Below are 25,505 nucleotides of genomic sequence, written 5' to 3' on the forward strand. Positions count from 1 at the left end.
AATCTTCAAAAATGGTTTGTGGAAATTTTCGCGCTTTCCCACATAGCTATTGGATCATTTTTTTTGTGGATGTCTCTTATGCCACATAATCCACTTTTGTCCACTGAATCAGCGATTAGATTTGATCCGATCGCCCTTAAGTTTTCCAGGCCCAGGGGCGATCGCTTTTCCGTGGGTACATCCTCAGCATAGTTCATTCGCTGCTGCAATTCAAGCGATACGACAAAAAATATTGCCTATACGGCAACACACGTGTTAGTGAAGGTTGCAGGATGCTAACATCACCTTGCAAAGTCCTGGCTAGTAGTTGAGAACCCGCAGTGATCCGTTGGAAATTGGCAGTTGTGATGGCCGATCGCAATATCAGCAATAAAGAATTGGCGGCTAGAGTTGGGATGCACCCAACATCTGTTTCTAAAATCAAAACCCGCCGCCGGCTTACAAGAATTGATGAAACAACTCTTGATGCTTTGTGCAAAGCACTAAACTGCCAACCGGGAGATTTAATGGTGTATGAGGAGGAAAATTCCGATCGCACTTAAAGAACCGAATGCGATAGTTAGTAATGTTGACAGCGACGCACCCTACACATTCGATCGCACAATTTCCACCCCAAAAACGCGAGCAAACTCAGCAACAAGGATCGATCGCACTCGATCGACCTCAATTCCGGGGATAAACTGCTCTAAACTGCCAACAGGTCGATCGGGAATCCCGCAAGGTACAATTTGCCCAAAACCGGCCAGATCCGGACAAACATTTAAAGCAAAACCGTGCATCGTAATCCAGCGGCTGACTTTAATGCCGATCGCACCTACCTTGCACCCATCCACCCAAACTCCAGTCATACCGGGAACCCGCGAACCCTTCAACCCGCAAACTTCCAACACCCCCAGCAGCACTTCCTCCAACTGCCGCAAATACCAGTGCAAATCTTGTTGGTGACGGCGCAAATTTAAAATCGGATAGCCCACCAATTGGCCCGGACAGTGGTAAGTCACCTCGCCGCCCCGCTCAACTCGGTGCAGTTCCGACCCAGTTTGAGTTGGGTCAAATTTCAGAAATTCCAGCTTTGCTCCCAGTCCCAAAGTGTAAACCGGCGGATGTTCCAGCAAAATCAGGACATCTGGCAAATCTGGCTTGTCGCGGCGTTCTTGCACGAGTTTTTGCTGGATTTCCCAAGCTTGGGAGTAGGGCACAAGTCCCCAATCGAGGAGCAAGCAGGGTTGTGCATTTAGTAGTTGATGGATTAGAGGAGAAACCATGCAAAAAATCAATAGTATTTTTACGGAATATTGGCCCAGCTTAAATCAAGAATTGTCAACATATAATAAAAGATTTGGAAGATAAGTGTTTTCCCGAATACATGGTGCTACTGTATAAAATATACCCAAGTTACAGAAGGGAGGGAGCTCTATGAAGCTTGTTATCCAGGGTAAAAATATAGAAATCACCGATGCGATTCGCGAGTACGTCAATCAAAAGGTGGAAAAGGCAGTTAGCCATTTTCAAACTTTGACGACAGAAGTGGACATACATCTATCGGTGGCTCGTAACCCCAGGATCAATCCTAAGCAGACTGCTGAGGTGACAATTTATGCTAACGGCAGCGTGATTCGGGCTGAAGAAAGCACGGAAAGCCTGTATGCCAGCATAGATTTGGTTGCCGACAAGATAGCTCGTCAACTGCGGAAATTCAAGGAAAAACGTCACGACAACAAAATACAGAGTAGTGCCAAAACGGTTACGGTAGTTGAGGAACATCCTGTAGTAGCGGATCTGATTGGCGATCGAACTCCCGAACTTCCTGCTGAGGTTGTACGGACTAAGTATTTTGCTATGCCTCCAATGACTGTGCAACAAGCTTTGGAACAATTGCAGATTATCGATCACGATTTCTATATGTTCCGTAATGCGGAAACAGACGAAATTAACGTACTCTACGAACGCAAGACTCACGGTGGCTATGGAGTTATCCAACCCCGGCACAGCAACGGTAACGGTAATAGCAAAAATGGCAAAACTGCCGAAAGCGCTACATCTGAAAAATCGAGTGTTGCAAAAAGCTAGATAATTGCTGAGTGCTAATTGTTAATGGCTGCAAGCCGTTAGCAAAAAAGGACTAAAGTCCTTACTACAAACATGAAGTTCGTAGTGAGGACTTTAGTCCTTTCTTAGTTTTTTAAGATAATGATTCGTAGTCACGACTTGCGTGATATTTCCTAGAGAAAATGGATGAACAATTATGCTATTGGAGTTAAGACAATTGAAGATTCAGCCGGGTCAGCAATTACTGGTTGAGGATGTTAACTGGCAACAATTTGAAAGTATTTTGGCGGAATTGGGAGAACGTCGTGCTTCCCGACTTTCCTATAGTAACGGACGGTTAGAAATTATGGTTCCTCTGCCCGAACATGAAAAAGCCAAAGAAATTATTGGCGACATGGTAAAAATTTTGTTGGAAACACGACAAATAGCATTTGAGTCGTTGGGTTCGACAACCTTGAAAAATGAACGAATGAGTCAGGCTGTCGAACCGGATACCTGTTTTTATATTCAAAATCAAGCAGCCGTTATCGGTAAAAATCGCCTCGATATGAGTGTTGATCCGCCCCCAGATTTAGCTATAGAAATTGATCTCACCTCTCGCACGCAGTTGGATAATTATCAAATTCTAGGAGTGCCGGAACTTTGGCGATACGCACGGCGAGGGCTACAAATCAACGTCTTGGAAGCCGAACAATATATTCAGTCTGATGTGAGCCCCACTTTCCCCAATATCCCGATTGTCGAACTGGTGAATCAGTACACTCAGCAGAGTCAAGTTGCTGGTAGAACCCACGCTATTCAAGCTTTTAAAAACTGGGTGCGGGAAAACGTCTAGTCGGAGAACTTCCGTTCTCACTAAAAACCTTTAGTTCGGAGTCAGGAATTTAGTTTTTTCTTGTTTTTTAGACAATGAGGGATGAGGACTTTCGTCCTCACTACCAACAATATATTTAAGCAAATCCATCTAACTTTTGATGGCTTCTAAAGTTTTTAGTGCTTCGGCAACGTGTGCTTTGAAGTCTAACATTGAGTCAAAAATATGCTTGACAACGCCTTCTTTGTCAATGACATAAGTAACTCTACCGGGCATAATCCACAGTGTAGCTGGCACACCGTATAATTGCCGAACTTTGTTGCCAGTATCGCTCAGTAGTGTAAATGGTAGCTGATATTTGGCGGCAAATTGCTGGTGCGATTGTTGCGAATCGTCGCTAATTCCAATTACTTCTGCACCTGCGTCTTTGAAGACTTCGTAACTATCTCGGAAAGCGCAAGCTTGAGTCGTACATCCGGGTGTGTCGTCTTTGGGATAAAAGTAGACTATGACGTTTTTTTGACCTCGAAAATCTTTGAGGCTGACTGATGTGCCAGTTTGAGATGGTAAGGTAAAATCGGGTGCGGTGTCTCCTACTTTGACTGTCATGTTTTTTTTAACTTAGTAGAGCTGTTTGCGTCAAAATTTAACTTTTGTTATTGTACAGTTTTTTTGAGCAATAGTTCGCATTTGCGATCGCCCGCTGCGACAGCCTCCCGTTTTTGCTTTCTCGCACTTACACAAAAAAAACATTTTGACAACATCGGGATGCTGCCGGCGATTCGCAGTTAGGCGGATTAATTGGAGAAGCTTGTTTGAACCGCAGATGCACGGGGATTAACGCAGATTGTTATTGAAAATTGGAGGGGCGGCGCTGAAGTGTTACCAGAAACTTCATTGTTATCGGCCTTTAGTTAAGTTTTTTAATTCCCGCCAGATTGGAGGAATTTGACCGGAGTGTGTGCGGGGCTGGGTGAGGATTCCTTGAGTGGGACTGAACAGCAATGATAGCACAAATAATCCCGATGCAACTAAAACTATTGCGGGCCCGGATGGTAAGTTATAAAAGTAGCTGAGATACATTCCGCTAATGCTGGAAATAACTCCGATTATTGCGCCTAAAATCATTACTTGGTGCAGGCGAGTGACTAGGAGATAGGCGGTACTTGCAGGTGTAATTAATAGGGACAAGACTAGCACTACGCCCACGGCTTTGAGGCTGGCAACTATTGTGAGGGCGATTAGTACCATCAGTCCGAAGTTGAGCAGGTTTACTGGCAAACCTGTTGCTTGCGCTCCTAATGGATCGAACGTGTAAAATAGCAGTTCTTTGTAAAAGAATACTACAACTAATAAGACTACGGCGACTATGACGGCTGTGTCGATCGCATCTTCAGCCGTAACCCCGAGGATGTTGCCGAAAAGAAAGTGGTTGAGGTCGATTTTGTTGTCTTTTTGGACGATCGTAATTAGGGTGATGCCGAGGGCGAAGAATGCCGAAAAGACGATGCCCATTGCCGCGTCTTCTTTGATTGTCGATCGAGCTTTGATCCAAGCTATGATGACTGTACTCAAAACTCCGGCAATGAAAGCACCGACAAAGATGTTTGCTCCGAGGATAAATGCGATCGCCAATCCGGGCAAAACCGAGTGGCTGATGGCGTCTCCGAGCAAGGCAAGCCGCTGTACCATTAGGTAGCTGCCGACGATCGCGCAGACGATGCCGACGAGAATCGCAATTACGAGCGATCGCTGCATGAATCCGTACTGCAACGGCTCAATTAAGGTTTGTAGCATAAAATTATCAAATCAAAGTTAACTAATGACTAACAACTAAAGCAAGCCGGTTTGATCCGAGATGTTGCCCCATTCTCAATAAGCTTTTTATGAACAGGCTTTCCGGCCTGTTCCACAAGAAAATTCACTCTTTGTGGAACAGGCCGGAAAGCCTGTTCTTGAGAATGATGCAAGATGTGAGTTTGAGCCGAGATTTATCGTTGCCCAATTCAAGATTATCAAAAAAACCGGGTTCAAGAGTGTAAATCCTAGATTAATGAGGGCTGGCTAATTAAGCTGCTTGTCCGGCAAAGAACATTACTTGTCCGCCGTAGGCGCGGTAAAGGTTTTCTTTTGTTAGCACTTCTTGGCGGGAACCAGCGGCAATCACTTCTGTATTTAGCAAAATTAAATCGTCAAAATTGGTGATTGATTCGCCTAAGTCGTGGTTGACTACTAAGACGATTTTTCCGGCATTTGCTAGCTGGTGGAATATCTCGAAAATGATATTTTGAGTTTTTTGGTCAACTCCCACAAACGGCTCGTCAAAGCAAAAAATAGCGGCTTCTTGGGCTAAGGCTCTAGCTAGAAATACTCGCTGTTGCTGTCCGCCGGAAAGTTGTCCGATCGGTCTGTCTTTGTAAGCACTCATGCCTACTCTTTCTAAGGCATCGGCAGCGGTGCGGCGGCTAGCTGCCGAGAAGCGGCGAAACCATCCGGCTTTTCTGACTCTTCCCATCATCACGACATCCCAAACGGTGGCGGGATAGTTCCAGTCAATTTGCGATCGCTGGGGCACGTAAGCTACTGTTTCGAGTCGATCGGCGATCGCTTCTTCGCCCCAGGTAACAGTGCCGCGATCGGCGGGAATTAAGCCCAACATTGCTTTGATTAGCGTGCTTTTGCCGGCACCGTTGGGGCCAATAATACCCGTCAGCCTTCCCGGTTTGACGGAAAGATTGATATCTCTGAGTGCCTCTACCGTGCGGTAGTTTACTGCTAAGTGCTTAACAGCGATAATTTCAGTGTCGGTAGCGCTGTCTTTGAGGTGGCAAACCATTTTAGACCAAGGATTCTCGTTGGGCAAGGCGGCGGTATTCATGGCGGTGACTCTATCTCCTTTTTATTAAGTTTACTGTAAAAATGAAAAGAATATGAAATCATCGGTAAATAGGAATAATCTGGAACGCAGGAGAGATAGATAATGCGGCAGTACAAGCTAGAAACCGCTCAAGCTATAGGTTTTGGGGCGAAAATCTTAAGTCGGTTAAAACTGAGATCTGACACCATTCTCAATAACAGACAAGATGCCTGTTCCACAAAGAGTATATTTTCTTGTGGAACGGGCATCTTGCCCGTTCATAAAAGGCTTATTGAGAATGGTGTCAGATGTGAATTCAAACTGATATCTGACACCATTCTCAATAACAGGCAAGATGCCTGTTCCACAAAGAGTGCATTTTCTTGTGGAACGGGCATCTTGCCCGTTCATAAAAGGCTTATTGAGAATGGTGCAAAATGTCAGTTAAAAGCGAGGGCAATTGTGAAGCAACTTGATAAAGGGGAGTTTAGCCGTGAGTCGGGGATTGAAACCGCCGCCCCTGGATGGGACAAGTCCAAGGCATTTTTCATCAGAACTATTGCTTGCGGCATTTTGACTGTGGGTTTATTTAGTTGTGCTTCAACCCAGGGCGATCGCCTCTCTCTAGAGGCAGATGCTAAACCCAAGGTAGTTGCTACTAGCACAATTATTGAGGATTTGACCGATCGAGTAGCGGGCGGCGAAATTCAGCTAACAGGAATTTTGCAGCCGGGAACCGATCCTCACGTTTACGAACCGGTGCCAAAAGATTCTCAAGCTTTAGAAAAAGCTAACTTAATTTTGTATAACGGTTACAATTTGGAACCGGGATTAATTAGAATGATGAATGCCGCCGGAATTAAGGCACGGAAATTAGCAGTGGGCGAAGTTGTCAAGCCTTTGCTAATGAATAAACAAGGCAATACCGTACCCGATCCCCACGTTTGGGGAAATGTGGAAAATGTAATTCAAATGGTAGAAGCAATTCGGGATGCGCTGATCGATCTATCGCCGGAAGACAAGCAGAAGTTTACGCAGAATGCTGTGAAACTTACTGAAGAGTTAAAACGCTTGGATAGTTGGATTGCACAAGAGATTAAAACTATCCCCGAAAATAAGCGCCAATTAGTAACAACTCACGATGCTTTTCAATATTACAGCCGCACTTACGGATTGGGAAGTGCTGGCAGTTTGATCGGGATTAGTACGGAGGAACAGCCAAGTGCTCAAACGGTGCAAAAGTTAGTAGAATCGGTGAAATCTGCGGGAGTTCCTGCTATTTTTGCGGAGACTACAATTAACCCGCAACTGATTAGAACAGTGGCGGAGGAAGCGGGGGTGAAATTGGCGGCGCAGCAACTTTATTCGGATTCGATCGGGGCGGCGGGAAGCGAGGGCGATTCTTATGTGAAAATGATGTCGGCTAATACTCGCGCCATCGTCGAAGCTTTGGGGGGGAAATACACGCCGTTTGAAGTTAGCAAGTAGCAAGTATGGTGCCCCGGAAGAGTTTTATTTTCTCTGCGGGGTGACAGCTAGCTGACGCAGCCTACAAGTTTCAGTAGGCTTGCATTGCATAAGTCTTTGATTGATACAGAAACCCCAGATGCAAGGTAGATAAACACATATAAACGCAGATTATTGAAGGAATTGAAAGCTTGGGAATGCAAGAGGTCTAGTTTACCTGCTTCGACAAAATTAAATTAAGCACGTTCAATTCGTTGGAACTTAAAAGATATTTATCTGTAAAAATTTTTTCTCGACTTTGCTCTAAACTGTAGCTTCTAAACACAATAAATGGGAAATCTCGATACTTGTGTCCGATCGGCATTACACTGTCTACAGGGTAGATCGATCGCACATAAGCCGACAAAATATCCCGAAACCGCCTGTCTTCCGGTTCTTCCAGCTTATTGTCAGCAAAATACTCCTGCATTTCCTCCCCGCTGACAAAAGCAAACAGCGGTATGGCATAATAGCGATCGAACTGCTGACTCTGCTCTTCAAAATACTGAGTTTTCTCCACATCGCTGTTGAGAAATTGCAAAAGCTCGATCGCACCTCCTCTTATAGCCGATATTACATTCTCCGGGGACGAATCGCTATCCCTAATTTGACACATTTTGGGCAGCAACTTCTTCTCTAGACATTCCTTAATTTCTCGATGAAGCCGCATCTGGTATGTTTCTACCAAAGTGCGATCGGCTAGAGGTACGATCAACAAACTACCGCAAACATGACCGACTTCTAAATTATCATAGCTCAACAAACCATCAAGAGGATTGCACTTCTCCAAAAACTTACGATTAAAATCCTCCCGCATTTCCAGATAGGAATCGCCCTTTTGACGAGACTTATCAGAATTTTTCAAAACAAACTCCCCGCGACTCAAAAGCTGTTCCAGGCTCGTATAAACCTCCTTAAACAACATATTTCCTCGCTGGCTCTCGCTCTTTAATGTCTTAATTAGAGCCGCCATTTTGCTGCTAAAAGTATCCCCGACTGCGGAAACCGACTTACCGCCGATGGGAATGATCAAAAACTTTTCCCTACCTAAATAACCGTATCCCGAAATTCGCGTCATCACCGCCGTCTTCAGAATTAGCAATAAATTCAACAAACTCAATTTGCTTTCTTGCAGGGAAAGTTCCGCATCATCAGCGTAATAAACTGCGGTATCAGATAGGTAAAAAACCAATTCTTTGTCTTCACCATCAAGGGTTTTACCTAACTCATCTTCCCCGCGTCCCCGATAAATCACCTGTATCACTTCCATCAGATTTTTCTCAATTTGGAAGCGGGGAATATCCACTAAAATATGCTTAGTTTTTGGGAAAGAAAGTCCACGACTTCCCGATGCAGTCATAAAGATTACTTTAGCTGTATTTTTGTATTTCTGTATTTTTTCTTTCTCCTCTTCCGAGATATTCGCGTGAATTTCCAGATAATCGGTAAACTGATTAAATTTTCGTTCTTTTTTAATTTTTTCAATCAATTCTGCCAATCTTTTTTTGCTTTGAATATAGACTATAATTTGTTCAACACCAGGTAGCGCCCCTCGCTGATTTATATCCTGAATTATTTCAGATTGCACCCCTTTTACTAAATTAGTATCTTCCTTTAAAGACGCATCTTCATTGTATTTAACACTTTCTACAAATACTTTGTAAGTGATTTTTAAACTGCGGGCGGGGTAAGAATTAGCATTAATCACCGTTGCGGCCAACCGATTAAACTTAAATGATGGAATGACTTGCAAAGGTGGCATAACTTCCGAATTGTCAGCTAACTTTTTAAAATAGATTTTATCCGGTTCAGACGATGTATTTTCCAGATGCTGTTTGATAACATCACGATCTACGATCGAAGCATCAGCTACAATAATTTTAGTATTAAAACCGTGTGGCGAATCCGCCAACTCATACTCGTGGACAATCCGATTGATTCCTGACAAAAACTCAACGCCTCCGTCATCTCCGGTGATTTCATCTATCATAATGAATAAGTGTTTGATGCGTCGGGAGATTTGCTGCATCTTAGCTGGTATGACTTTTCCGCCTCGTTTGCTGTAGACATCTTGAAATATCTTTTCAAAGTGTTTAAGGGTATTATGTCCATTTTCTGTTACCTTCAAAGACTGGATGGAAGCCGTGGCGACAATATTATTAGATATCTCACAGTTGATGAGAGTGTATATCGCATCGCAAATGCTGTCTAGCACTCCCCTAGTTTTTGCTCTAGTTGGTTGAAGTAAAGTTTCTCCTTTTCTTTCTATTTGCCGCTGGTAGTATTCTTTTCTCTTGATTTCGGGACTGTCTTTTAAAAAATTGACAGTTTTTTTCGGCAGATTTTCGTGATAGTTGTTTGAGGCGTATTTGACAGTAGGACGACCAGCATTACTTGCAATAAGATCGGAGTTTGTGTTAATACAGAATAGGCGATTATCGCACAGTTCATGTTTAACTTTGAATTTTTCGATAATATCCAAGTTTACTTGCTTGCGGGGACTGACATAAAAGAATAAGAAACCGTCGTCAATATGGTTTTTTAGGAAATTGGCGATCGCAGTTGTTTTCCCAATTCCCGGATTTCCCGTCAAAAAGATATAAGTTTCATCAGATTGAAGCGCTTTCACAATCAATTGGGCGTGAGCATTTCTCAAATGCAATCCGCGAGAAATTTGCAAATCATCTGCCAGTTGATCTGATATGATATCTATTGAATTAGCAAAACCATCTATCCGTTCAGTATGAGGTACCATTGAAGTGTTTTTGCCAATTTTTAATATAGAATCGACAAAGTTTCTGCCTTCTTTAAAACTGTCAGCAGCGTTGGTTTGTATCTTATCTAAAACTCGACTGCGGGCTTTGTCAATATCTTTTTCAGTTGTTTGATTTTTGTATATTTGCGAACAAGTGGACAGAAAATTAAGTTTATCTTTGCGAATGGAAATGGCGTTGACACTGCGATCGCTGTAGCCAACTATATTAAACAATACATCAGCATCACTAGAAATCATCCCAGTTTCTTGGAGAAATCCATAGAAACTGTGAGCGTAACTACCCGCTTGAATTAACTTACTGCTTTCCTTATCCTTATATTTAAAAGCTTTAAAATAGTCCGTCAAGCCCTCCGAGAAATCAACGCCTAAAGTGCTAGTATCGATTCCCAGGTTAGAAAACACACTTTTCGATCGCAAATAGTTAATTTCCCTCCCCAACAGCTTCTGCATCACCTCAACTTCATTCAAACGCTCCACCTCAGCCACAGGGGGAGCAAACACAGATAAATCAACACACAAAATTCTCAGACTTTTGCCTTTCTTAATTAGCAAAAGCGTATCCGCTTGCAAAAACTCACCGTCTTTCCACCTGTAGCGGTTGATGTACAAGTCAATATCATCCGTTGACAGGCTAGGTTGCAAAGCTTTTAATTGCAGTAAAACTTCTCTCAAGCCTTCTATATCTTCTTTATTATTAGTTCCAATGCTGTTAGTTTGAGTAAAACTGCATTGATAGTACAAAATTTTCAAATGCTGTGGTTTTCCGCCCACAGAGTCGAGGTACTCCCGGAAAAAGTTCAAGCCTCCTAGAAAACCCTTTTGAATATAAAACAGACTCCATTTTTCAACTTTTTGGTCTTCCAAACTGGATTCTCTGGTGGTAAGATTCTTTACAATTTCTGAAAAATTAATATTTTGCAAATCCAGACGGTAGGATTCGCCAAAATTGTGAGCTATTTTATTCTGCTGAATACAAGCCAAAATTCCGATATTAAATCCAACTTCAAACAGGTAGCCTAATTTTGCTGCTATCATTATTTTTGACCTCCATCAGTGACATTTAACACTTCTCTTACCTTGTTCAAAAAAGCCAAGCAATTAAATGTAGCACTTCCCCCCTCGTGACTGAATTCAGATAAAGCACCAACTGATTCGTCTCCAATAATGCGATCGTAAGGATCTAGTTTCAAGCTAATATTCTGGCGAGCTTCAAATCGATAAAAGTGAAATATTGTCAAATAGTGCAGCAAAGTATTTTTGATTTCACCATCATCAATCAAACCTTGGTAAATATCTCGATCGTCCAGAATACCTTCATAAATATTCAACAGCGTCGAATAGGAAATCACCGCGTTGTAAAAATTTTTCTCTCCTTGTTGCTGTACTCTTCTGCCGTTAAACAAATTGAAAAACACAGCCGCTTGCTTGCTGGTATCTGCAAATAAGCTGTTAAGCTCTGCTTTATCTTGAATGTAAAAAGATTCTCCCCTATAATCTTTGGGGCTATAAACGTAGTATTTATCAAAAAATATTGGGTAAATTTTAATATTCTGGTGTTCTCCTTTCAAAGTTCGGATAATGTCTTTTGACATCAAAAATAACTTCTCATCTTCCTCATTTTGAGTAATATGCAGCGTACTCATATAAGGTGCTTGGGAGATATATACAAAATTTCGATATCCTCGATTGTACAACTGACTGACAATATCTGCAAGAATTGAGGGCTGAGTATAAAGTTCCTGAAGGCTGTAGTTTGCTGAGAAAGTTTTCAGCATTCCAACTTGAATAATGTTGTCTGCATCGCGCTTAATTCCGGTGATTTCACCCAACAAACAGGCTTTTCTTTGAACTCTATCTCTTCCCTTTCTCTCGTCGGTATCCCTAGTGGATACTACAATAATCGCTAACTTATCCAACTCTGGAGATAGCTGCACGTTGTCAAATCGAAACTTTTTCGGCAATACTGAATATAGGGAACTTAAACCATTTTTAGCAGTCAAATGATAATTGCTTCCCCGCAGGCGAAATCCTTTTGAGTTGGATCGGTTTTTTTCGCTCAAAATGTGACATAACGTTTTAGAAAAATGTCCCATAAACTTTTCCGAAGGTGAAGGGTTTTCGTGGTAGCCTTCATGAAGTCTCACAATCGGCACAAAGAAGTTATTGGGGAGTTTTTGCAGCAAAATTCTCAGGCAAATATACGACAGAATCGAAATAGCAAACTTGTAAACAAAAGCTGCTTGTGATTTCAATCCTCCCTTGCTATCTAAGCGTCTATTGTCGTAGGGGAAAACGACTGATTTTTCTTTAAAATTTTCACCTAAAGTTTTTTGAGAGAGAGGGGCTGTAGGAACCCAAAGCACCGGCAAAGCATTGATACCTTGGATATGGTATTTCATGCTGAAACTTTGAGATTCATTAGTTGGAAAATAGCGGACATCTTCAATGGTAATCTTGACAGGCAATTGACAAATAGCTTCTTGGCTAGCCTTCGCCTGTCCGACGGAAATATACTGAAGCGTTTCCTTGGGATTGCGCTGCACGACTTCTTTGAAAAATTTCTTTTTGTCCAAGGTAGTATTTATTTTTTCAAGGATACTTCTTTTAATCAGAATGTCTCGCGATTCTGTGTGGGGCTGTAAAATATTTTTTTGCTTGATAAAATCTTGCAATAAACTCTTGAGACATTGGATTTTATGCTGGATATTAACTTCCTTAAAACGAGTAAAAAAGTTTCGGAAAAGTCTCTTTTTCATTTCCTCATCCGAACCCTGCAATACAGGCAGAACTACTCGCTCGAATCCTAAAATTGGGTTGCAATCAAGTTCTGATTCCGGGTTATAATTTGCTGTTAGTGGGTTGTGAGGAGAAGCAAAGACAAAGTGATACAAAAATGCTATATTTAATACCTTGCGAAAGAAAGTTTCATGATGGGCTGGTTCCTCCAATGCGGCTAGGTGTTCCTCGCTCTCTGGATCTAACAAATTGAGATTGTAGTCCAATACGCTATGACCGCCCCGCGATTGAACTTTGTTACCCAACTTGATTTTTAAACCGAAAATAAATTCGCGATCGCCCCCAGAATTATCCGTTGTTTCTCCGAGACTACCTGCTATAATAGGAATAATGGGAAGGCGATCGAAAGCTTCCGATCGCGAAAACATATCTTGATAATTAACCTCAACTCCCTGATAGTTAACCAGGTAATGTCCATCAACTTTATCGCTTTCGCTGCTGATGTATTCCTCGATCGATCGCAAACGCCGAATCAAGTCTTGTAAATAAATGGAGCCGCGAGAATTTGCTTTGTCGGGAGCGATATTGTCTAAAATATACTCCAAATAAGTGATTTTTGCTTCTTTCTTAAGTTGACCCAAAGTTTCGCGATCGACAACTCGAACCAGCCGATAAAAATCAGAATTTTCATCTTCCAGCATTTCCTGAAATAGGGAATTCAGTTCTTCCTTATCATCTGTATCAGCTTTTTCCTCAATATAATTCTCTAAACCCTGATTCAACTCTTGTTCAAAAATATCTGCATTGCGGACAGAAACAGTCACTTTGTGAAACTTCAGCAGCGAATTACTCCCAGCACCGATATGTTCCAAAGTCAGCTTTTGTTTCTGCAAATTGTGATATGGCGTGTCAAAATCGTATTTGAGACCTAACTGAGTTCCCTTTCCTTTAAAAGATTCTAGAGGACTGGTTAAACTAGCTACAAACTTGTCAATTGCAACACTTTCTCCCAAAATAGATTGTAAGTGGCCCCGCAAATAAACTTCAATCTGTCTAACTTGAGTGCCAAATCGAGTTTCAACTTCCGCCGGAAAATTGACTGTAGCAGAATGTGCTTGACGTTCACAAAAACCCAAAGGCGGCAACACCTGCGAAGTGGCTATTTGAGCTGCTACCGCATCAATATCTATTAACAAACGACGGGAATCGCCCGAAACGCTAAACGGATTGTTTCCCTGCAAAACTTCTAAAATCTTGGCCAGCAAATCGCCATAGTCCACTGGAACTAAATCGCTGTCACCCAATGTTAAGCTGTTCACCCTGTTAACCCCTTCAAAAAGCTTGAATCCACTCTTTCACGTCGTACTCAGTCCAAACCCCATTTACCCAATAAGGATCGGCTTCCACCAATTGTCGCACGGCCGCCTCATCTTCCGCTTCGTAAATTGCAAAAACTTTTGTTAAATCTTTCGTAGGCCCGATCGTACTTAACACACCCGATTCCTTCTGCTTAGCCAATCCAGCCAAATGAGCGTCTCGAAACGGAGCGCGTTTTTCGAGAACGTCTTCGCAGTAACTTCCCCACATCACATATTTGGTCACGGTTTTGAGCCTTAGATGAATTTGTTTAAAAGTTATTGTACAATAAGAGTAAGAAGATTTAACGAAAATTTTAAGGATAAGATTAATGAACCGCAGAGAGCGCAGAGGGCGCAGAGGAAGAGGGGAAAGAGAGAGGTTTGTTGGATAGGAGGAGAAATTTATTACTTTAATGGTTGGGGAGATGTTGCGGCCATTGGTGTCAATTTAATTAACGTTAAAAATTGATTCCGGCAGGGGTTGAAACCCCCGCCTCAAAGCTGAAGTCCTCTTGCATAGGACTGAAGAGTTCATTAGTTAGCAATTATGCAGTTTCTACGGTTTTATTGCAAGAATTTGAGATTCTTCGCTTTGCTCAAAATGGCAAATTTACCTTGTAATCCTTAAGTCTTGTTAGTCCTCTTGAGAGGACTTTAGCTTTGAGCCAGGGAATTCATTCCCTGGCGGTTTCCATTGGTGAGTAGCGGTCTCTTTAGCTTCTCAAACTAACACCGAATTTCTCTACTAAAACATCCCGAACTTTTTGCTGTGCGGGTTCGACATCGGTTTCGCTGAGTGTTCGATCGCCCGCGCGGTAAATTAACCGAAAAGCCAAACTCCGCTGTCCCGCCGGTACGTTGTCGCCTCGATATTCGTCGAACAGTTCCACGGAATCCAGCAAACTCCCGGCAGCCTTTTTCATCGCACTCTGCATCTCAAAAACCGGAACTTCAACTGGTGCGAAAAATGCAATGTCTCTGTCAGAAGCGGGGAAACTCGAATAACCCGCAAACTTGCCAGTCGAAATGCTCGATCGCCCTAATTCACTTAACAGCACCGCCAAATCTAATTGAAACACGTAAACCTGCTCAGGCAAATCCTTTTCTTGCTGCAATTGCGGGTGCAACTGTCCAAAAACTCCTAAATGTTTTCCGTTTAACGATAACGCAGCGGTGCGGCCCGGATGCAGTCTTGTGGGGCGGGCATCTTGCCCGCCACTAATAGGATAAACATCCTGTTTACCATCATCTTGTCGATATTCCACCGACAAACCCAACCCCTGAAACACGCTTTCCAAAACCCCCTTGGCCTCAAACCAACTCAAAGGTCGATCGCGCCCTCCCTGCTGCCATTTCCACACAGTCGGATCGCCCCCGATAATCCCCGCCACTGCATCGGCTTCCTTCATTGCATCCCCATCTTTCCAGAAAATGCGGCCGACTTCAAAACCGTTTAGCGCCCCATTTCCCTGTTCCAAATTGTACCCAAAAGCATCAATCAAACCCGACAGCATTTCTGTCCGCAAAGCCGAATACTCCACAAACAGCGGATTCGCCAGCACAACCTGATTGTCTCCCTCAGTTTTCACCAAAGAATAGTGCATCAACTCCGTCAAACCGGCCGCCCGAAAAGCCGATCGCACATTCCGAATTGCCGCGTATTCCGGCGACAGATAACCGGGTTCCGTTTTGCTGGGCAAAGTATCGCAGAAATTGTCATAACCGTGGAGTCTGGCAACTTCTTCAATTAAGTCAATTTCCCTTTCTAAATCGCGGTAGCGGTAAGGAGGAACCGTTATCCCAAACACCCGTTCTTTTTCCGTTGGAACAACTTCGCATCCCAAAGCTGTGAGAATATTTTTCACCTCTTCCGGTTCCAGATATTTAGAACCGCCCGTTTGTCCTCTTTTCAACTGCCCTAAAACCAGATTTACTCGGTCTAAACGCAATTCGAGCGATCGGCTAAAACTCAAATCATCGCCCGAACTCGCCGTTTTCTGCACCGTCGCAGTGCCTCCAGCCAACTCCAAAATTAGAGCTACAGCGCGGTTGCAAGCAGTCGTCAAAGCCGCCTGATTCACCCCCCGCTCGTAGCGGATCGATGCCTCGCTCCGCAGGCCTTGAGCGCGCGCCGAACGGCGAATCGTTGCCTGGTCAAAAATCGCGGCTTCCAAGACTAAATTTTGCGTTCCTTCGTGAACTTCCGTATCTTCGCCACCCATTACCCCAGCTAAGGCAACAGGTTTGTCGCTAGCAGTAATTAACAGATTTTGAGCTTGCAAATTGCGGTTTTGTCCGTCCAAAGTTTTGAATGATTCGCCTGTTTTGGCAAAGCGGACGCCGATGCTGATATCTTGAGTACCCGTGAAAGATTGTAGGCGATCGCGATCGAAAGCGTGCAGCGGTTGTCCCCATTCCAGCAAAATGTAATTAGTTACGTCAACCACATTATTAATTGGCCGCACTCCCGCCGCCTGCAACCGCTGCTGCAACCAAGCTGGAGAAGCAGCAATTTTCACACCTTCAATTGCCGTGCCGATGTAAATCGGGCAGCCTTGCGGTTCGGATATTTCTACTGCCAAACCAGGAGTTTCTTTGCCATCAATCGCCACACCATTCGCTTCGGGAATTCTCAAACTCGCCCCAGTCAGCGCCGCCACTTCCCGCGCCACGCCCACCATGCTCAAAGCGTCAGCACGGTTGGCAGTTGCTGTCAAGTCTAAAATCACGTCATCTAAACCCAAAAGTGGGCGAATATCGCTGCCCAATTCGGGATTTTCTAACTCAAAAATGTGAATGCCTGCTGACTCTTTAGATAGTCCCAATTCTGCCAGAGAGCAAATCATTCCTTCAGAAGGAACGCCCCGCAATTTAGCAGGTTTAATCTTTAAATCAATAGTCGATAAATAAGTGCCGACAACAGCGACTGGCACGTAAATGTCTGCCCTAGCGTTGGGTGCGCCACAAACAATATTCAAAGCTTCACCAGAGCCGACATCCACTTGACAAACTCTCAATTTGTCTGCATTCGGATGCTGTTCGCAGGCGATAATTTTGCCCAAAACTACGCCGCTTGCCCACGGGCGGCGGTCTTCGATATCTTCAACTTCAAAGCCTGCCATTGTTAGGGTTTCGGCTAATTCTTCCGGCGATATCGCCACATCCACCAATTCCCGGAGCCACTTTAGAGATATACGCATAATTTAGTCAGTAGTTAGTTGTCACTGCTTTGTAGTTATTAGTCATTAGTCGGCGCCGACGGGCTACGACTTTTGAGTCCCAGAATTTATTCGGGAAAGCTTTTCATAGCATACTAATTCAATTTTGTCAATAGTTTTATGGTACACATCAGCAAAAAATAGGAATCTGCCCAAAGGTCGATGGCTACTGGGGGATGAGTAGCATTCTCATTCAGAGAATGAGGTATGCTAGATACATCTAACAACGCAAATAGCACTTAAGTTTAGAAAGACTTTACACAAAAAAGCACAACTTTAGCAAGTCTTTAAACTATCTTCAAGGATAATCAACCGAAAAAACTCACAGCAGCGAGATAATCAAAATAGGGAAAAGATATCGGCCTAAAAGACTTAGGTGCAATTCCAATTCGCGATCGAAGGCACGGCCAGCCGACAACTGATAGATTAGTATGTCTACCAGAAGCAGGAGCAGGCTATTTGTGCAGTCGAGCGACGCTGACAAGATCAGAACAACATAGGCAAACTCAATCCATATGAGCTACTGCGTAAATCCGGGCTGTCCCCATCCTCAAAACCCTGCTGACTCTATTCTTCAGTGTCAGACTTGCGGCGCGCGGTTATTGCTGCGCGCTCGCTACCGAGTCATTGAACCGTTAGGACAAGGAGGTTTTGGAGCTACATTTCTGGCAAAAGACATTTCATTGCCCGGTCAACCGAGTTGCGTGGTCAAGCAACTGCGACCCAGTAGTTCGTCGCCGCGAGTTTTAGAAATGGCGCGGGAATTATTTAAGCGAGAGGCAAAAACCCTCGGCCAACTGGGGGACCACCCGCAGGTACCGAGGCTGCTAGACTATTTTGAAACGGAACAGCAATTTTACTTAGTTCAAGAGTATGTTAAAGGCTCGACTTTGAAACAAGAAGTCAAGCACTCAGGCCGTTTCAACGAATCTGATGTTAAAAATTTTCTATTAGAAATTCTGCCAGTAGTGCAATATATCCACAGCCAAGGAGTAATTCACCGAGACATCAAACCCGCAAATATTATTCGCCGAGTTCAAGACGGGCACTTAGTTCTGATTGACTTCGGAGCGGTAAAAGACCAAGTTAGCCAAACAATATTATTAGACCCCGCCGACCAAAGCGCCAACACGAAATTTTCAGTCGGCACATTTAGTTTTGCTCCACCGGAACAAATGGCGCTGCGGCCGATATTTGCCAGCGACATCTACGCATTGGGCATGACTTGCTTGTACTTGCTGACAGGAAAGTCGCCCAAGGATTTAGATTTTGATGGAGTAACCGGCGAAATTGTTTGGCAACCCCACGTTCAGGTAAGCCCAAATTTTGCGCGGATTCTCGAAAAAATGCTGAAGCCGATGGTTGGCCACCGCTTCCAATCGGCAGCAGATGTCCTCAGAGCTCTCTCTGGCGAATTTGAAGACCCAAATCTTGTCGATGGCTTGGCAACTCAATTCAACGGCTCTTCTCGTGCAGTTGAAGAACCGACAATATTTAATGACGAGGGTTCTTCGTGGTCACGGCCGAGGAGCAAAATTAATCAAGATTTACGATCGAACCACACCCGCGCTGGTAGAACTTCCTTCAGCCAATCTGGGAACACGGGGATGCAGCCCAGAGTTTCCCGGACTCTGGCTGAGTCAGGCAGAACTTTCGGAACGGTTGGACATTCTAGCGGCAATTTAGCACCCTCAAAGGTATCGAAAGTTGCTCCTAAGTGGGACACGAACAGCTTGCGAGCGGCATATTTTAAAGGCAAGCGCGATTTTGCTGACTGCGAACTGTCTGGTCTGCAACTGCAAAAATTGCAGTTAGCGGGAAGTAATTTTTATCAGGCTAGGTTGGTGAAGGCAAATTTGCAAGCAGCGGATTTGTCGGGGGCGAATTTGGGTCACGCCCGGTTAATTCAGGCGAATTTGCGAGATGCTAATTTGACTGAGGCTTATTGCAGCACTGCCAATTTTGAAGGCGCGGATTTCCGAGGTGCTGACTTGACGGGGGCTTATTTGACTAAGGCGAATTTGCGGGGAGCAAATTTGTGCGGGGCGAATCTTACCAACGCTACAGTTTCTGACGAACAACTGGCAATGGCAAAGACCAATTGGCTTACTGTTAAGCCGGATGGTAAGCGGACTTTTGGATTTTAATAGAAGGAAGAAGGAAGAAGGAAGAAGGAAGAAGGAAGAAGGAAGAAGGAAGAGGGAAGATGAAAAATGCTCCCACTCTCCCACTCTCCCACTCTCCCTCTCTCCCCCTCTCCCCTACTTCCCACTCCCCCAGTCAGGTGATTCGTCAGGAGGAAGCTCGATCGCCGATCGGCCGCCTAAATTAAAAACTAGGAATGGAGGATTCGATCGCACCTAAACATGAAACTGCTCAACCGCCGCACTCGAACGCTTCTGTACACCGGCATCCTGGCGCTGGCCTACTTTGTTACCGGAAAACTCGCAGCGTCGATGCTGGGACTGGTGAAAGCCGAAGCCTCCCCCGTGTGGCCGCCCGCCGGTATTGCTCTAGCGGCACTGCTACTGCAAGGGCGACGGATGTGGCCGGGAATTGTCCTCGGTTCAGTGCTGTTAAACTCTACCGGCGGTATACCGTCGCCTGTCATTGCCACATCGGCCTTTAGCGTCACCCTGCAAGCGCTGGCTGGAGAGGCTTTGCTGACTTGGAGCGGATTTTCTACTAAACTCGATCGACTGCGAGATGTTCTGGCTTTAGTAGCGGGCGCTGTCATCGGGTCTACTTTACTAGGCTCTATCCTCGGCAACTTGGGTACGTGCATTTTTGGTTGGGCTCAGTGGAGCAATTTCTCTCGCAACTGGTGGACTACGTGGCTGGGAGACGGTATGGGAATTTTGATTGTGACGCCTGTGCTCCTGACTTTGAACCACGCCGTTAACAGTTTTAAATTCCCACTAAAACTCAGATGTTTCATTATTCTCAATTACTTGTTTAGGAACAGGCATCTTGCCTGTTCCACAAGAGATGAATTTTCTTGTGGAACAGGCATCTTGCCTGTCCTTGATAATGGTGTAAAATGTGAGATAAAACCTGGGATTATTTCAAGTTTAAAAGCATTTTTGAACTGGGAAAATTACCAATCACAATATACAAATTATCCCAGGATATTTTCGGCAAAGGAAAACCGCTATAATCTTCTATTTTTAATTATTAATTATTCCGAAATAGCGCTCTGGCTGACTCTCTTGCTGAGCGTTAGCTGGCTGTTTTTTTGCTCAAAAACACAAGCGGCGATCGCTCTGTATCCGCTGGAGTATCTGCCTTTTCCTCTGATAGTTTGGGCCGCTCTGCGGTTTCAACCGGCAGGAGCGATTTTTGCTTATTCGATCGTCTCTTACATCGCGATTTGGGGAGCAGTACAGGGAGGCGGCCCGTTTTTGGCCAAAAGCGATAATCTCAAACAGGCGGTTTTATTTTTACAAGCTTTTACCGGTACGATCGCCCTTGTGGCTCTGATGTTGGCCGCCGCGGTAGCAGAACGCCAGCAAGCGCTGGTGGAGGTGCGCCGCACGGCTGCCATGCTGCGCGATCGCGAAGCTAGTTTAGCCAACGCTCAGCGCATCGCTCAGTTGGGCAATTGGGATTTAAATTGCGCCGCCCTCACAGCAACTGACAACTGCCCAGAATCCCCAGAACATCATATATCCAATATCGAATTGCGGTGGTCAAACGAACTTTACCGCCTCTTGGGTTTTGCTCCTGGAACTGTCAAACCGACACCAGAAGTTTTTTTGCAAGCTGTACATCCAGAAGACCGAGAATTGGTGGCGCGATCGCAGCGCCAAGCTATGTTTGAGCGCCAAGCCTATTGCATTAACTACCGAATTGTGCTGCCAGACGGCTCCGAACGCACTGTCTGCGAACAGTCGGCCATTCAGTTAGGGGCGATCGCCGCCACAGTCCAAGACGTTACCGAACGCCATCGCGCGGAAACCGCTTTGCGGGCATCCTCCGATCGCGATCGCTTGCTCTCAGAAATCGCCCTACGAATTCGCAACTCCCTCGACCTCGAAGAAATTCTCACTACTACTGTTGCCGAAGTCCGGCAATTTTTCAAGGCAGACCGCGCTTTCATCGGTATTGTGGACGCGGACGGGGTACATCTTCCTACCCCCGTGTACGGTAAGGTTGTGGCCGAGTCTGTGGATGCCCAATGCCGTTCTCTTTTGGGGTGGGTACTCGCTGACGAGAATCACCTTGAAAACCAGAAAACTTTTTATGCTAACAACCGCGTCCGATCTATCTCCGATACTGCTAGCGTTCAACTGAGCGTTCCAATTGCCCAATTGTACAGCGAATATCAAATTCGCGCGACGTTAAATGTGCCGATCGTCCTGGGGGATGAATTGTTCGGGATCTTAGCCGTCAACCAGTGTTCGGGGCCGCGCCAGTGGCAGGAATTTGAAATTGATTTGTTGGAAAAACTTGCTACCCAAGTGGCGATCGCTCTACAGCAAGCCCAACTTTTGCAGCAGGTAAAAGATCTCAATGCCAACTTGGAATCTCAAGTCGAGGAACGCACTGGCCAACTACAGCAAAAAATGCACGAACTGCAAGAAAGCAACCGTCTGAAAGACCTATTTTTGCACGCAGTTTCTCACAATCTCCGCACTCCAGTTATGGGAATGTTAATACTGCTGAAAAATTTGCTCAACAAATCGGCCTCTGACTCTCTACAAGATGTTCCGGTTTCTCGATCGATTTTGCAGCGCATCGTTCAGGCCAGCGAACACCAGTTGACTATGGTTAATACCCTGCTCGACGCTCACGCTAGCGAGGTGAAAGGGATTGTTCTCAATACTGTACCGCTGCATTTGCCGTCTTTAGCTTCAGCCATTGTTGCCGATTTAGAACCGATGCTGGCCAAAAATCAAGCAACTTTGACGTTTGAAATTCCGGCGGATTTGCCACAAGTCAATGCCGATCGCCAACACTTGCAGCGGGTGCTAGAAAATCTGTTGACTAATGCTATTAAACACAATCCTCCGGGAGTCAATATAACTTTTAAAGCCGAGGTAATTGAAGTTGAAACAGCGCTAAGTTATGAAGAAAATTCACAGGCTTTAACATCGCCCAATAATCCCCTTGCCCGCTGTGTCGCTAACCGGATACCTGCTGCGGGCGATCGTCCTAGGATGGGCGAGACCACCCAGAAAAATCAGGAAACCCTGGCCAAATTTAACCTCGACGGCAGTTGCAAAATGCCCCGCTATCAGGGTCAAATTGGCAATATCGGCAGCAAATTGCCGGGTGTCACCGTAAAAATGGTTCGGTGTACTGTAACAGATAATGGAGTGGGAATCAGTGCCAAACAGCGGGAATCTCTGTTTGAACTTTACGTTCAAGACCCTAATAGCCGACAATTAACAGGGCTGGGTTTGGGATTGTACCTCTCCAAGCAAATTATCAAAGCTCACGGCGGCTTCATCGGCGTCGAAAGCACTCCCGGCGGTGGTTCGACTTTCTGGTTTTCCCTACCTGTTGTCAACTCGGACGAGACCTCTTTTTCTATCTAAAATCTAAAATCTAAAATCTAAAATGGTATGACCTATTTGGGCAATGCAAAACCAGTTCATGCATTAACGGTTTACGAGGTGTGGCGCGATCGCTTCCTCCGAGATCGGCTGCGCCCTGCTGTCGGAATTGCCATCTTTTTTGCCTTCACAATAACTGTCTATTTTCTGGGCGAAAGATTCGTCGCTCGCCAGGAGTTTGAAAGTGTTTATTTGTACACGAGCGCTGCTGTAGAATTGGGTTTATTGACCTGTTTTGTGTTGCAAAAAACCTCCTTCGGACAGCGCTATCCCGGTTTGCTATTTTTGGGTTTTTCGTGGTCGCTGACGGTGGTTGTACAGATTGGGCTAGCTGTCGCAAAAGTCGGGGACTTACCAATTTTTACCTGGAGTTTAGCGTTTTTGATCCAAGCTACGCTGATGCCCGTCCGCTGGCGCCTCCACCTGATTTCTCAACTCGGCGTTTTGTGCTGCCACGTCGGGATAAATTTGGTTTTAAATCTAACTTTTGCTAAGTATACTCCTTTTAAGTTGACCGGGTTATACTTATATTTGTTTTGGTTTTGTTTGATTTGCGATTTGTCGGTTTATTGGTACGAATGTCTGCAACGGAAAGAGTTTAGTACCAGGCGCGAGTTGGAATCTGCTTACCAGCAGTTGGAGGTGGCGGAGGCGAAGTACCGCAGCATTTTTGAGAATGCCGATGAGGGGATTTTTCAAAGCACTCCCGATGGCCGTTATATTACTGCAAATCCAGCTTTGGCGAGGATTTACGGCTGCGATTCCCCGGAAGAAGTGACGGCAAAGTTTACTGATATTGAGCGGCAGTTGTACGTCGATCCGGCTCGCAGAAATGAGTTTTTGCGATCGATCGAGGAAAGCGGCACAGTATCGGATTTTGAATCTAAAATTTACCGCTGTGACGGCAGTATTGTCTGGATTTCCGAGAAGGCGCGGGCGGTACGGGACAGCAGCGGCGCCGTGCTTTATTATGAGGGTTTAATTGAGGATATCACGCAGCGCAAACAAGCACAAGAATCGCTACGGCTGTTTATCCACGCTCTTTCTCACGACTTGCGAAACCCGGTGGCGGGAATGTTAATGGTGCTGAAAAATTGGCAAACGAAAACCGGGGATTCGATCGCAATTCCCCGTTCTATTTTGGATCGGATGATTCAAGGTAGCGAGCAGCAATTGCGCTTGATAAATTCGCTGTTGGAAGTTCACGCCGGGGAATTGCGCGGTTTGGTTTTGCACTGCGATGCCGTTGATTTGAGGGCGATAGTTGAAGCGGCTGCAACCGATTTGGAGCCTTTAATGAATGATGGTAAAGCTACTTTTAAAAATTTGGTACCGCATGATTTGCCAGCCGTGAATGCTGACAAAACTCAGTTGTGGCGTGTGTTATCTAATTTAATTGCTAATGCTTTGAAACACAATCTGCCCGGACTAAATTTAACCGTTTCGGCTCAATTAATCAAGGCCGGGAAATTAACTATAAATCAAACAACAGCAAAACAAAACATCGACAAATTACCGATTACCAATCCACAATTCCCCATTACCAATCCCGGAAGTAGGATGATTTACTGTACCGTGGAAGATGACGGGGTGGGAATATTGCCGGAACAGTGCGAACATCTTTTTGACCTTTACGTTAGGGGCGATAAATCCCGACACTCCGTCGGTTTGGGTTTGGGTCTATATCTTTGTCGGCAAATTATTGGCGCTCACGGTGGCCAAATTGGGGTAATTAGCACTCCCGGTGCTGGGGCAAGTTTTTGGTTTACTTTGCCGGTGGCTGAGAATTGCAGGTGATTTTTTGGTATTTTAAATTACATTTAATTTAGCAATCGTGCCAGATATTTAGAAGGTTATTAATTGCTGAAACCATTGCAAAATATGCTTCTTCGTTCTGCCGTGGCTATACTTGTGTTGTGCCGTCGCAGGTGCTTTTTGAGTGGTTCAAGCCAAATCTGTCGATCGGACTATTTCTATCTGAGTATTGATATTAATTTAAAACCGTGGTATACTTACCCAAAAGTTTTTCAAGGAAAAATAAAAATCAGATCTTCACATTTTCTTTAGAAACATCATTTAATCTAGAAAATCTCTAAAACTAGATAAAAAATATGCAATTTATGTTTGTCGAGCAAAGCTCAGAAAATACAGCTAAAGACGATGCAGCTAAGTACGACTCAGCTAAATATAACGAGCGGTCGTTCTCAACTTTAATTCGGACGCTCCGTCTTTCCCAAGGTTACTTTTCTTTCGTTTTAGTCAACTGCAACTCGCTAGCTTTGCGGCAGCAAATAGTTGATCGGCTGCAAGTAAATTGTCCCGTGAAACCGCGGCAACTGTTTTTGCCCGAATCTGCCACAACTCTCTACAGGACAATCGCAGCAGAAATAGACGGGGAACAGCCTCCAGCTTTAATGCTCCTCGGTTTGGAATCAGTGGAGGCGATCGATCGATTGCTCGTTTCTACCAACCTACTATGCAGCGAATTCAGCAAAACATTTTCGTTTCCCCTCGTCTTTTGGGTGACGGATGAGATCCTGAGAAAAATCATTCGCACCGCCCCGGATTTATACAATCGAATGACGACAATTAGATTCATCAGTAATTAGTAATCAGCCGATCGATTTTAGATT

The 25,505-nt window shown here is 44.7% G+C and carries 17 protein-coding genes; 9 read left to right on the plus strand and 8 right to left on the minus strand.

Annotation, left to right across the window (positions count from 1 at the left end):
- The first annotated feature begins 320 nt into the window (after positions 1 to 320).
- Complete coding sequence (locus QUB08_RS24500; protein WP_332984474.1) at positions 321 to 542, plus strand: helix-turn-helix domain-containing protein; 222 nt, start codon at positions 321 to 323, stop codon at positions 540 to 542.
- Between the two features lie 42 nt (positions 543 to 584).
- Here QUB08_RS24500 and lipB read toward each other — a convergent pair whose 3' ends face one another.
- A complete protein-coding gene (lipB, locus tag QUB08_RS24505; protein ID WP_333227920.1) occupies positions 585 to 1,265 on the minus strand; it encodes a lipoyl(octanoyl) transferase LipB in 681 nt (226 codons plus the stop codon).
- 151 nt (positions 1,266 to 1,416) lie between these two features.
- On the opposite strand from lipB, the gene hpf reads away from it, so the two are divergent.
- Both hpf and QUB08_RS24515 read left to right on the plus strand, forming a co-directional pair.
- The gene (gene hpf, locus QUB08_RS24510; protein WP_333162386.1) at positions 1,417 to 2,070 is read left to right on the plus strand and encodes a ribosome hibernation-promoting factor, HPF/YfiA family; all 654 of its coding nucleotides are present in this window, start codon (positions 1,417 to 1,419) and stop codon (positions 2,068 to 2,070) included.
- 175 nt (positions 2,071 to 2,245) lie between these two features.
- Positions 2,246 to 2,884 carry a Uma2 family endonuclease gene (locus QUB08_RS24515; protein WP_333227922.1) on the plus strand — a complete coding sequence of 213 codons (639 nt, stop codon included), beginning with the start codon at positions 2,246 to 2,248 and terminating at the stop codon, positions 2,882 to 2,884.
- 129 nt (positions 2,885 to 3,013) lie between these two features.
- Here QUB08_RS24515 and QUB08_RS24520 read toward each other — a convergent pair whose 3' ends face one another.
- The 3 genes from QUB08_RS24520 to QUB08_RS24530 all read right to left on the minus strand — a co-directional run bounded on the left by QUB08_RS24520 (position 3,014) and on the right by QUB08_RS24530 (position 5,741).
- Complete coding sequence (locus QUB08_RS24520; RefSeq protein WP_333227924.1) at positions 3,014 to 3,472, minus strand: peroxiredoxin; 459 nt, start codon at positions 3,470 to 3,472, stop codon at positions 3,014 to 3,016.
- 291 nt (positions 3,473 to 3,763) lie between these two features.
- Positions 3,764 to 4,660, minus strand: coding sequence for a metal ABC transporter permease (locus QUB08_RS24525; RefSeq protein WP_333227926.1), 897 nt, complete (start codon positions 4,658 to 4,660; stop codon positions 3,764 to 3,766).
- Between the two features lie 271 nt (positions 4,661 to 4,931).
- Positions 4,932 to 5,741: a metal ABC transporter ATP-binding protein gene (locus QUB08_RS24530; protein WP_333227927.1), complete on the minus strand. Its 810-nt coding sequence runs from the start codon at positions 5,739 to 5,741 to the stop codon at positions 4,932 to 4,934.
- A 102-nt stretch (positions 5,742 to 5,843) separates the two neighbouring features.
- Here QUB08_RS24530 and QUB08_RS24535 point away from each other — a divergent pair, with 102 nt between their 5' ends.
- Entirely contained in the window at positions 5,844 to 7,208 is a 1,365-nt protein-coding gene (locus QUB08_RS24535) for a metal ABC transporter substrate-binding protein (RefSeq protein ID WP_445300952.1), read from the plus strand.
- A 187-nt stretch (positions 7,209 to 7,395) separates the two neighbouring features.
- Here the strand turns inward: QUB08_RS24535 and QUB08_RS24540 are convergent, their stop codons facing one another.
- The 4 genes from QUB08_RS24540 to pheT all read right to left on the minus strand — a co-directional run bounded on the left by QUB08_RS24540 (position 7,396) and on the right by pheT (position 17,296).
- A complete protein-coding gene (locus QUB08_RS24540; RefSeq protein ID WP_333227928.1) occupies positions 7,396 to 11,037 on the minus strand; it encodes a helicase-related protein in 3,642 nt (1,213 codons plus the stop codon).
- Positions 11,037 to 14,057 carry a hypothetical protein gene (locus tag QUB08_RS24545; protein WP_333227930.1) on the minus strand — a complete coding sequence of 1,007 codons (3,021 nt, stop codon included), beginning with the start codon at positions 14,055 to 14,057 and terminating at the stop codon, positions 11,037 to 11,039. The genes QUB08_RS24540 and QUB08_RS24545 overlap by 1 nt, the downstream gene beginning before the upstream one ends.
- 13 nt (positions 14,058 to 14,070) lie before the next feature.
- A complete protein-coding gene (locus QUB08_RS24550) occupies positions 14,071 to 14,340 on the minus strand; it encodes a YciI family protein (protein WP_190741349.1) in 270 nt (89 codons plus the stop codon).
- A 469-nt stretch (positions 14,341 to 14,809) separates the two neighbouring features.
- Positions 14,810 to 17,296, minus strand: a complete 2,487-nt coding sequence (gene pheT / locus QUB08_RS24555) for a phenylalanine--tRNA ligase subunit beta (RefSeq protein ID WP_333227932.1) — start codon at positions 17,294 to 17,296, stop codon at positions 14,810 to 14,812.
- A gap of 533 nt (positions 17,297 to 17,829) precedes the next feature.
- Between pheT and QUB08_RS24560 the strand changes: the two genes are divergently transcribed.
- From QUB08_RS24560 to QUB08_RS24580, 5 genes are all read left to right on the plus strand, one after another.
- Positions 17,830 to 19,461, plus strand: a complete 1,632-nt coding sequence (locus QUB08_RS24560; protein WP_333227934.1) for a serine/threonine-protein kinase — start codon at positions 17,830 to 17,832, stop codon at positions 19,459 to 19,461.
- Positions 19,436 to 19,678, plus strand: a complete 243-nt coding sequence (locus QUB08_RS24565) for a hypothetical protein (RefSeq protein ID WP_333227936.1) — start codon at positions 19,436 to 19,438, stop codon at positions 19,676 to 19,678. Before QUB08_RS24560 ends, QUB08_RS24565 begins: the two co-directional genes overlap by 26 nt.
- A gap of 2 nt (positions 19,679 to 19,680) precedes the next feature.
- A complete protein-coding gene (locus tag QUB08_RS24570) occupies positions 19,681 to 22,854 on the plus strand; it encodes an MASE1 domain-containing protein (protein ID WP_333227937.1) in 3,174 nt (1,057 codons plus the stop codon).
- A 27-nt stretch (positions 22,855 to 22,881) separates the two neighbouring features.
- Positions 22,882 to 24,669 carry a PAS domain-containing sensor histidine kinase gene (locus QUB08_RS24575; protein WP_333227942.1) on the plus strand — a complete coding sequence of 596 codons (1,788 nt, stop codon included), beginning with the start codon at positions 22,882 to 22,884 and terminating at the stop codon, positions 24,667 to 24,669.
- 314 nt (positions 24,670 to 24,983) lie between these two features.
- Complete coding sequence (locus QUB08_RS24580) at positions 24,984 to 25,481, plus strand: hypothetical protein (RefSeq protein WP_333227944.1); 498 nt, start codon at positions 24,984 to 24,986, stop codon at positions 25,479 to 25,481.
- Positions 25,482 to 25,505: the final 24 nt, after the last annotated feature.

This window comes from Microcoleus sp. BR0-C5 (assembly GCF_036705045.1).
GTDB lineage: Bacteria > Cyanobacteriota > Cyanobacteriia > Cyanobacteriales > Microcoleaceae > Microcoleus.

Bases quoted from the DNA above. Each gene is read 5' to 3' on its own strand.
- pheT (WP_333227932.1), bottom strand. From the start codon at position 17,296: ATGCGTATATCTCTAAAGTGGCTCCGGGAATTGGTGGATGTGGCGATA.
- hpf (WP_333162386.1), top strand. From the start codon at position 1,417: ATGAAGCTTGTTATCCAGGGTAAAAATATAGAAATCACCGATGCGATT.
- QUB08_RS24580 (WP_333227944.1), top strand. From the start codon at position 24,984: ATGCAATTTATGTTTGTCGAGCAAAGCTCAGAAAATACAGCTAAAGAC.
- QUB08_RS24540 (WP_333227928.1), bottom strand. From the start codon at position 11,037: ATGATAGCAGCAAAATTAGGCTACCTGTTTGAAGTTGGATTTAATATC.
- QUB08_RS24520 (WP_333227924.1), bottom strand. From the start codon at position 3,472: ATGACAGTCAAAGTAGGAGACACCGCACCCGATTTTACCTTACCATCT.
- QUB08_RS24525 (WP_333227926.1), bottom strand. From the start codon at position 4,660: ATGCTACAAACCTTAATTGAGCCGTTGCAGTACGGATTCATGCAGCGA.
- QUB08_RS24530 (WP_333227927.1), bottom strand. From the start codon at position 5,741: ATGAATACCGCCGCCTTGCCCAACGAGAATCCTTGGTCTAAAATGGTT.
- QUB08_RS24560 (WP_333227934.1), top strand. From the start codon at position 17,830: ATGAGCTACTGCGTAAATCCGGGCTGTCCCCATCCTCAAAACCCTGCT.
- QUB08_RS24575 (WP_333227942.1), top strand. From the start codon at position 22,882: ATGACCTATTTGGGCAATGCAAAACCAGTTCATGCATTAACGGTTTAC.
- QUB08_RS24515 (WP_333227922.1), top strand. From the start codon at position 2,246: ATGCTATTGGAGTTAAGACAATTGAAGATTCAGCCGGGTCAGCAATTA.
- QUB08_RS24535 (WP_445300952.1), top strand. From the start codon at position 5,844: ATGCGGCAGTACAAGCTAGAAACCGCTCAAGCTATAGGTTTTGGGGCG.
- QUB08_RS24565 (WP_333227936.1), top strand. From the start codon at position 19,436: ATGGTAAGCGGACTTTTGGATTTTAATAGAAGGAAGAAGGAAGAAGGA.
- lipB (WP_333227920.1), bottom strand. From the start codon at position 1,265: ATGGTTTCTCCTCTAATCCATCAACTACTAAATGCACAACCCTGCTTG.
- QUB08_RS24570 (WP_333227937.1), top strand. From the start codon at position 19,681: ATGAAACTGCTCAACCGCCGCACTCGAACGCTTCTGTACACCGGCATC.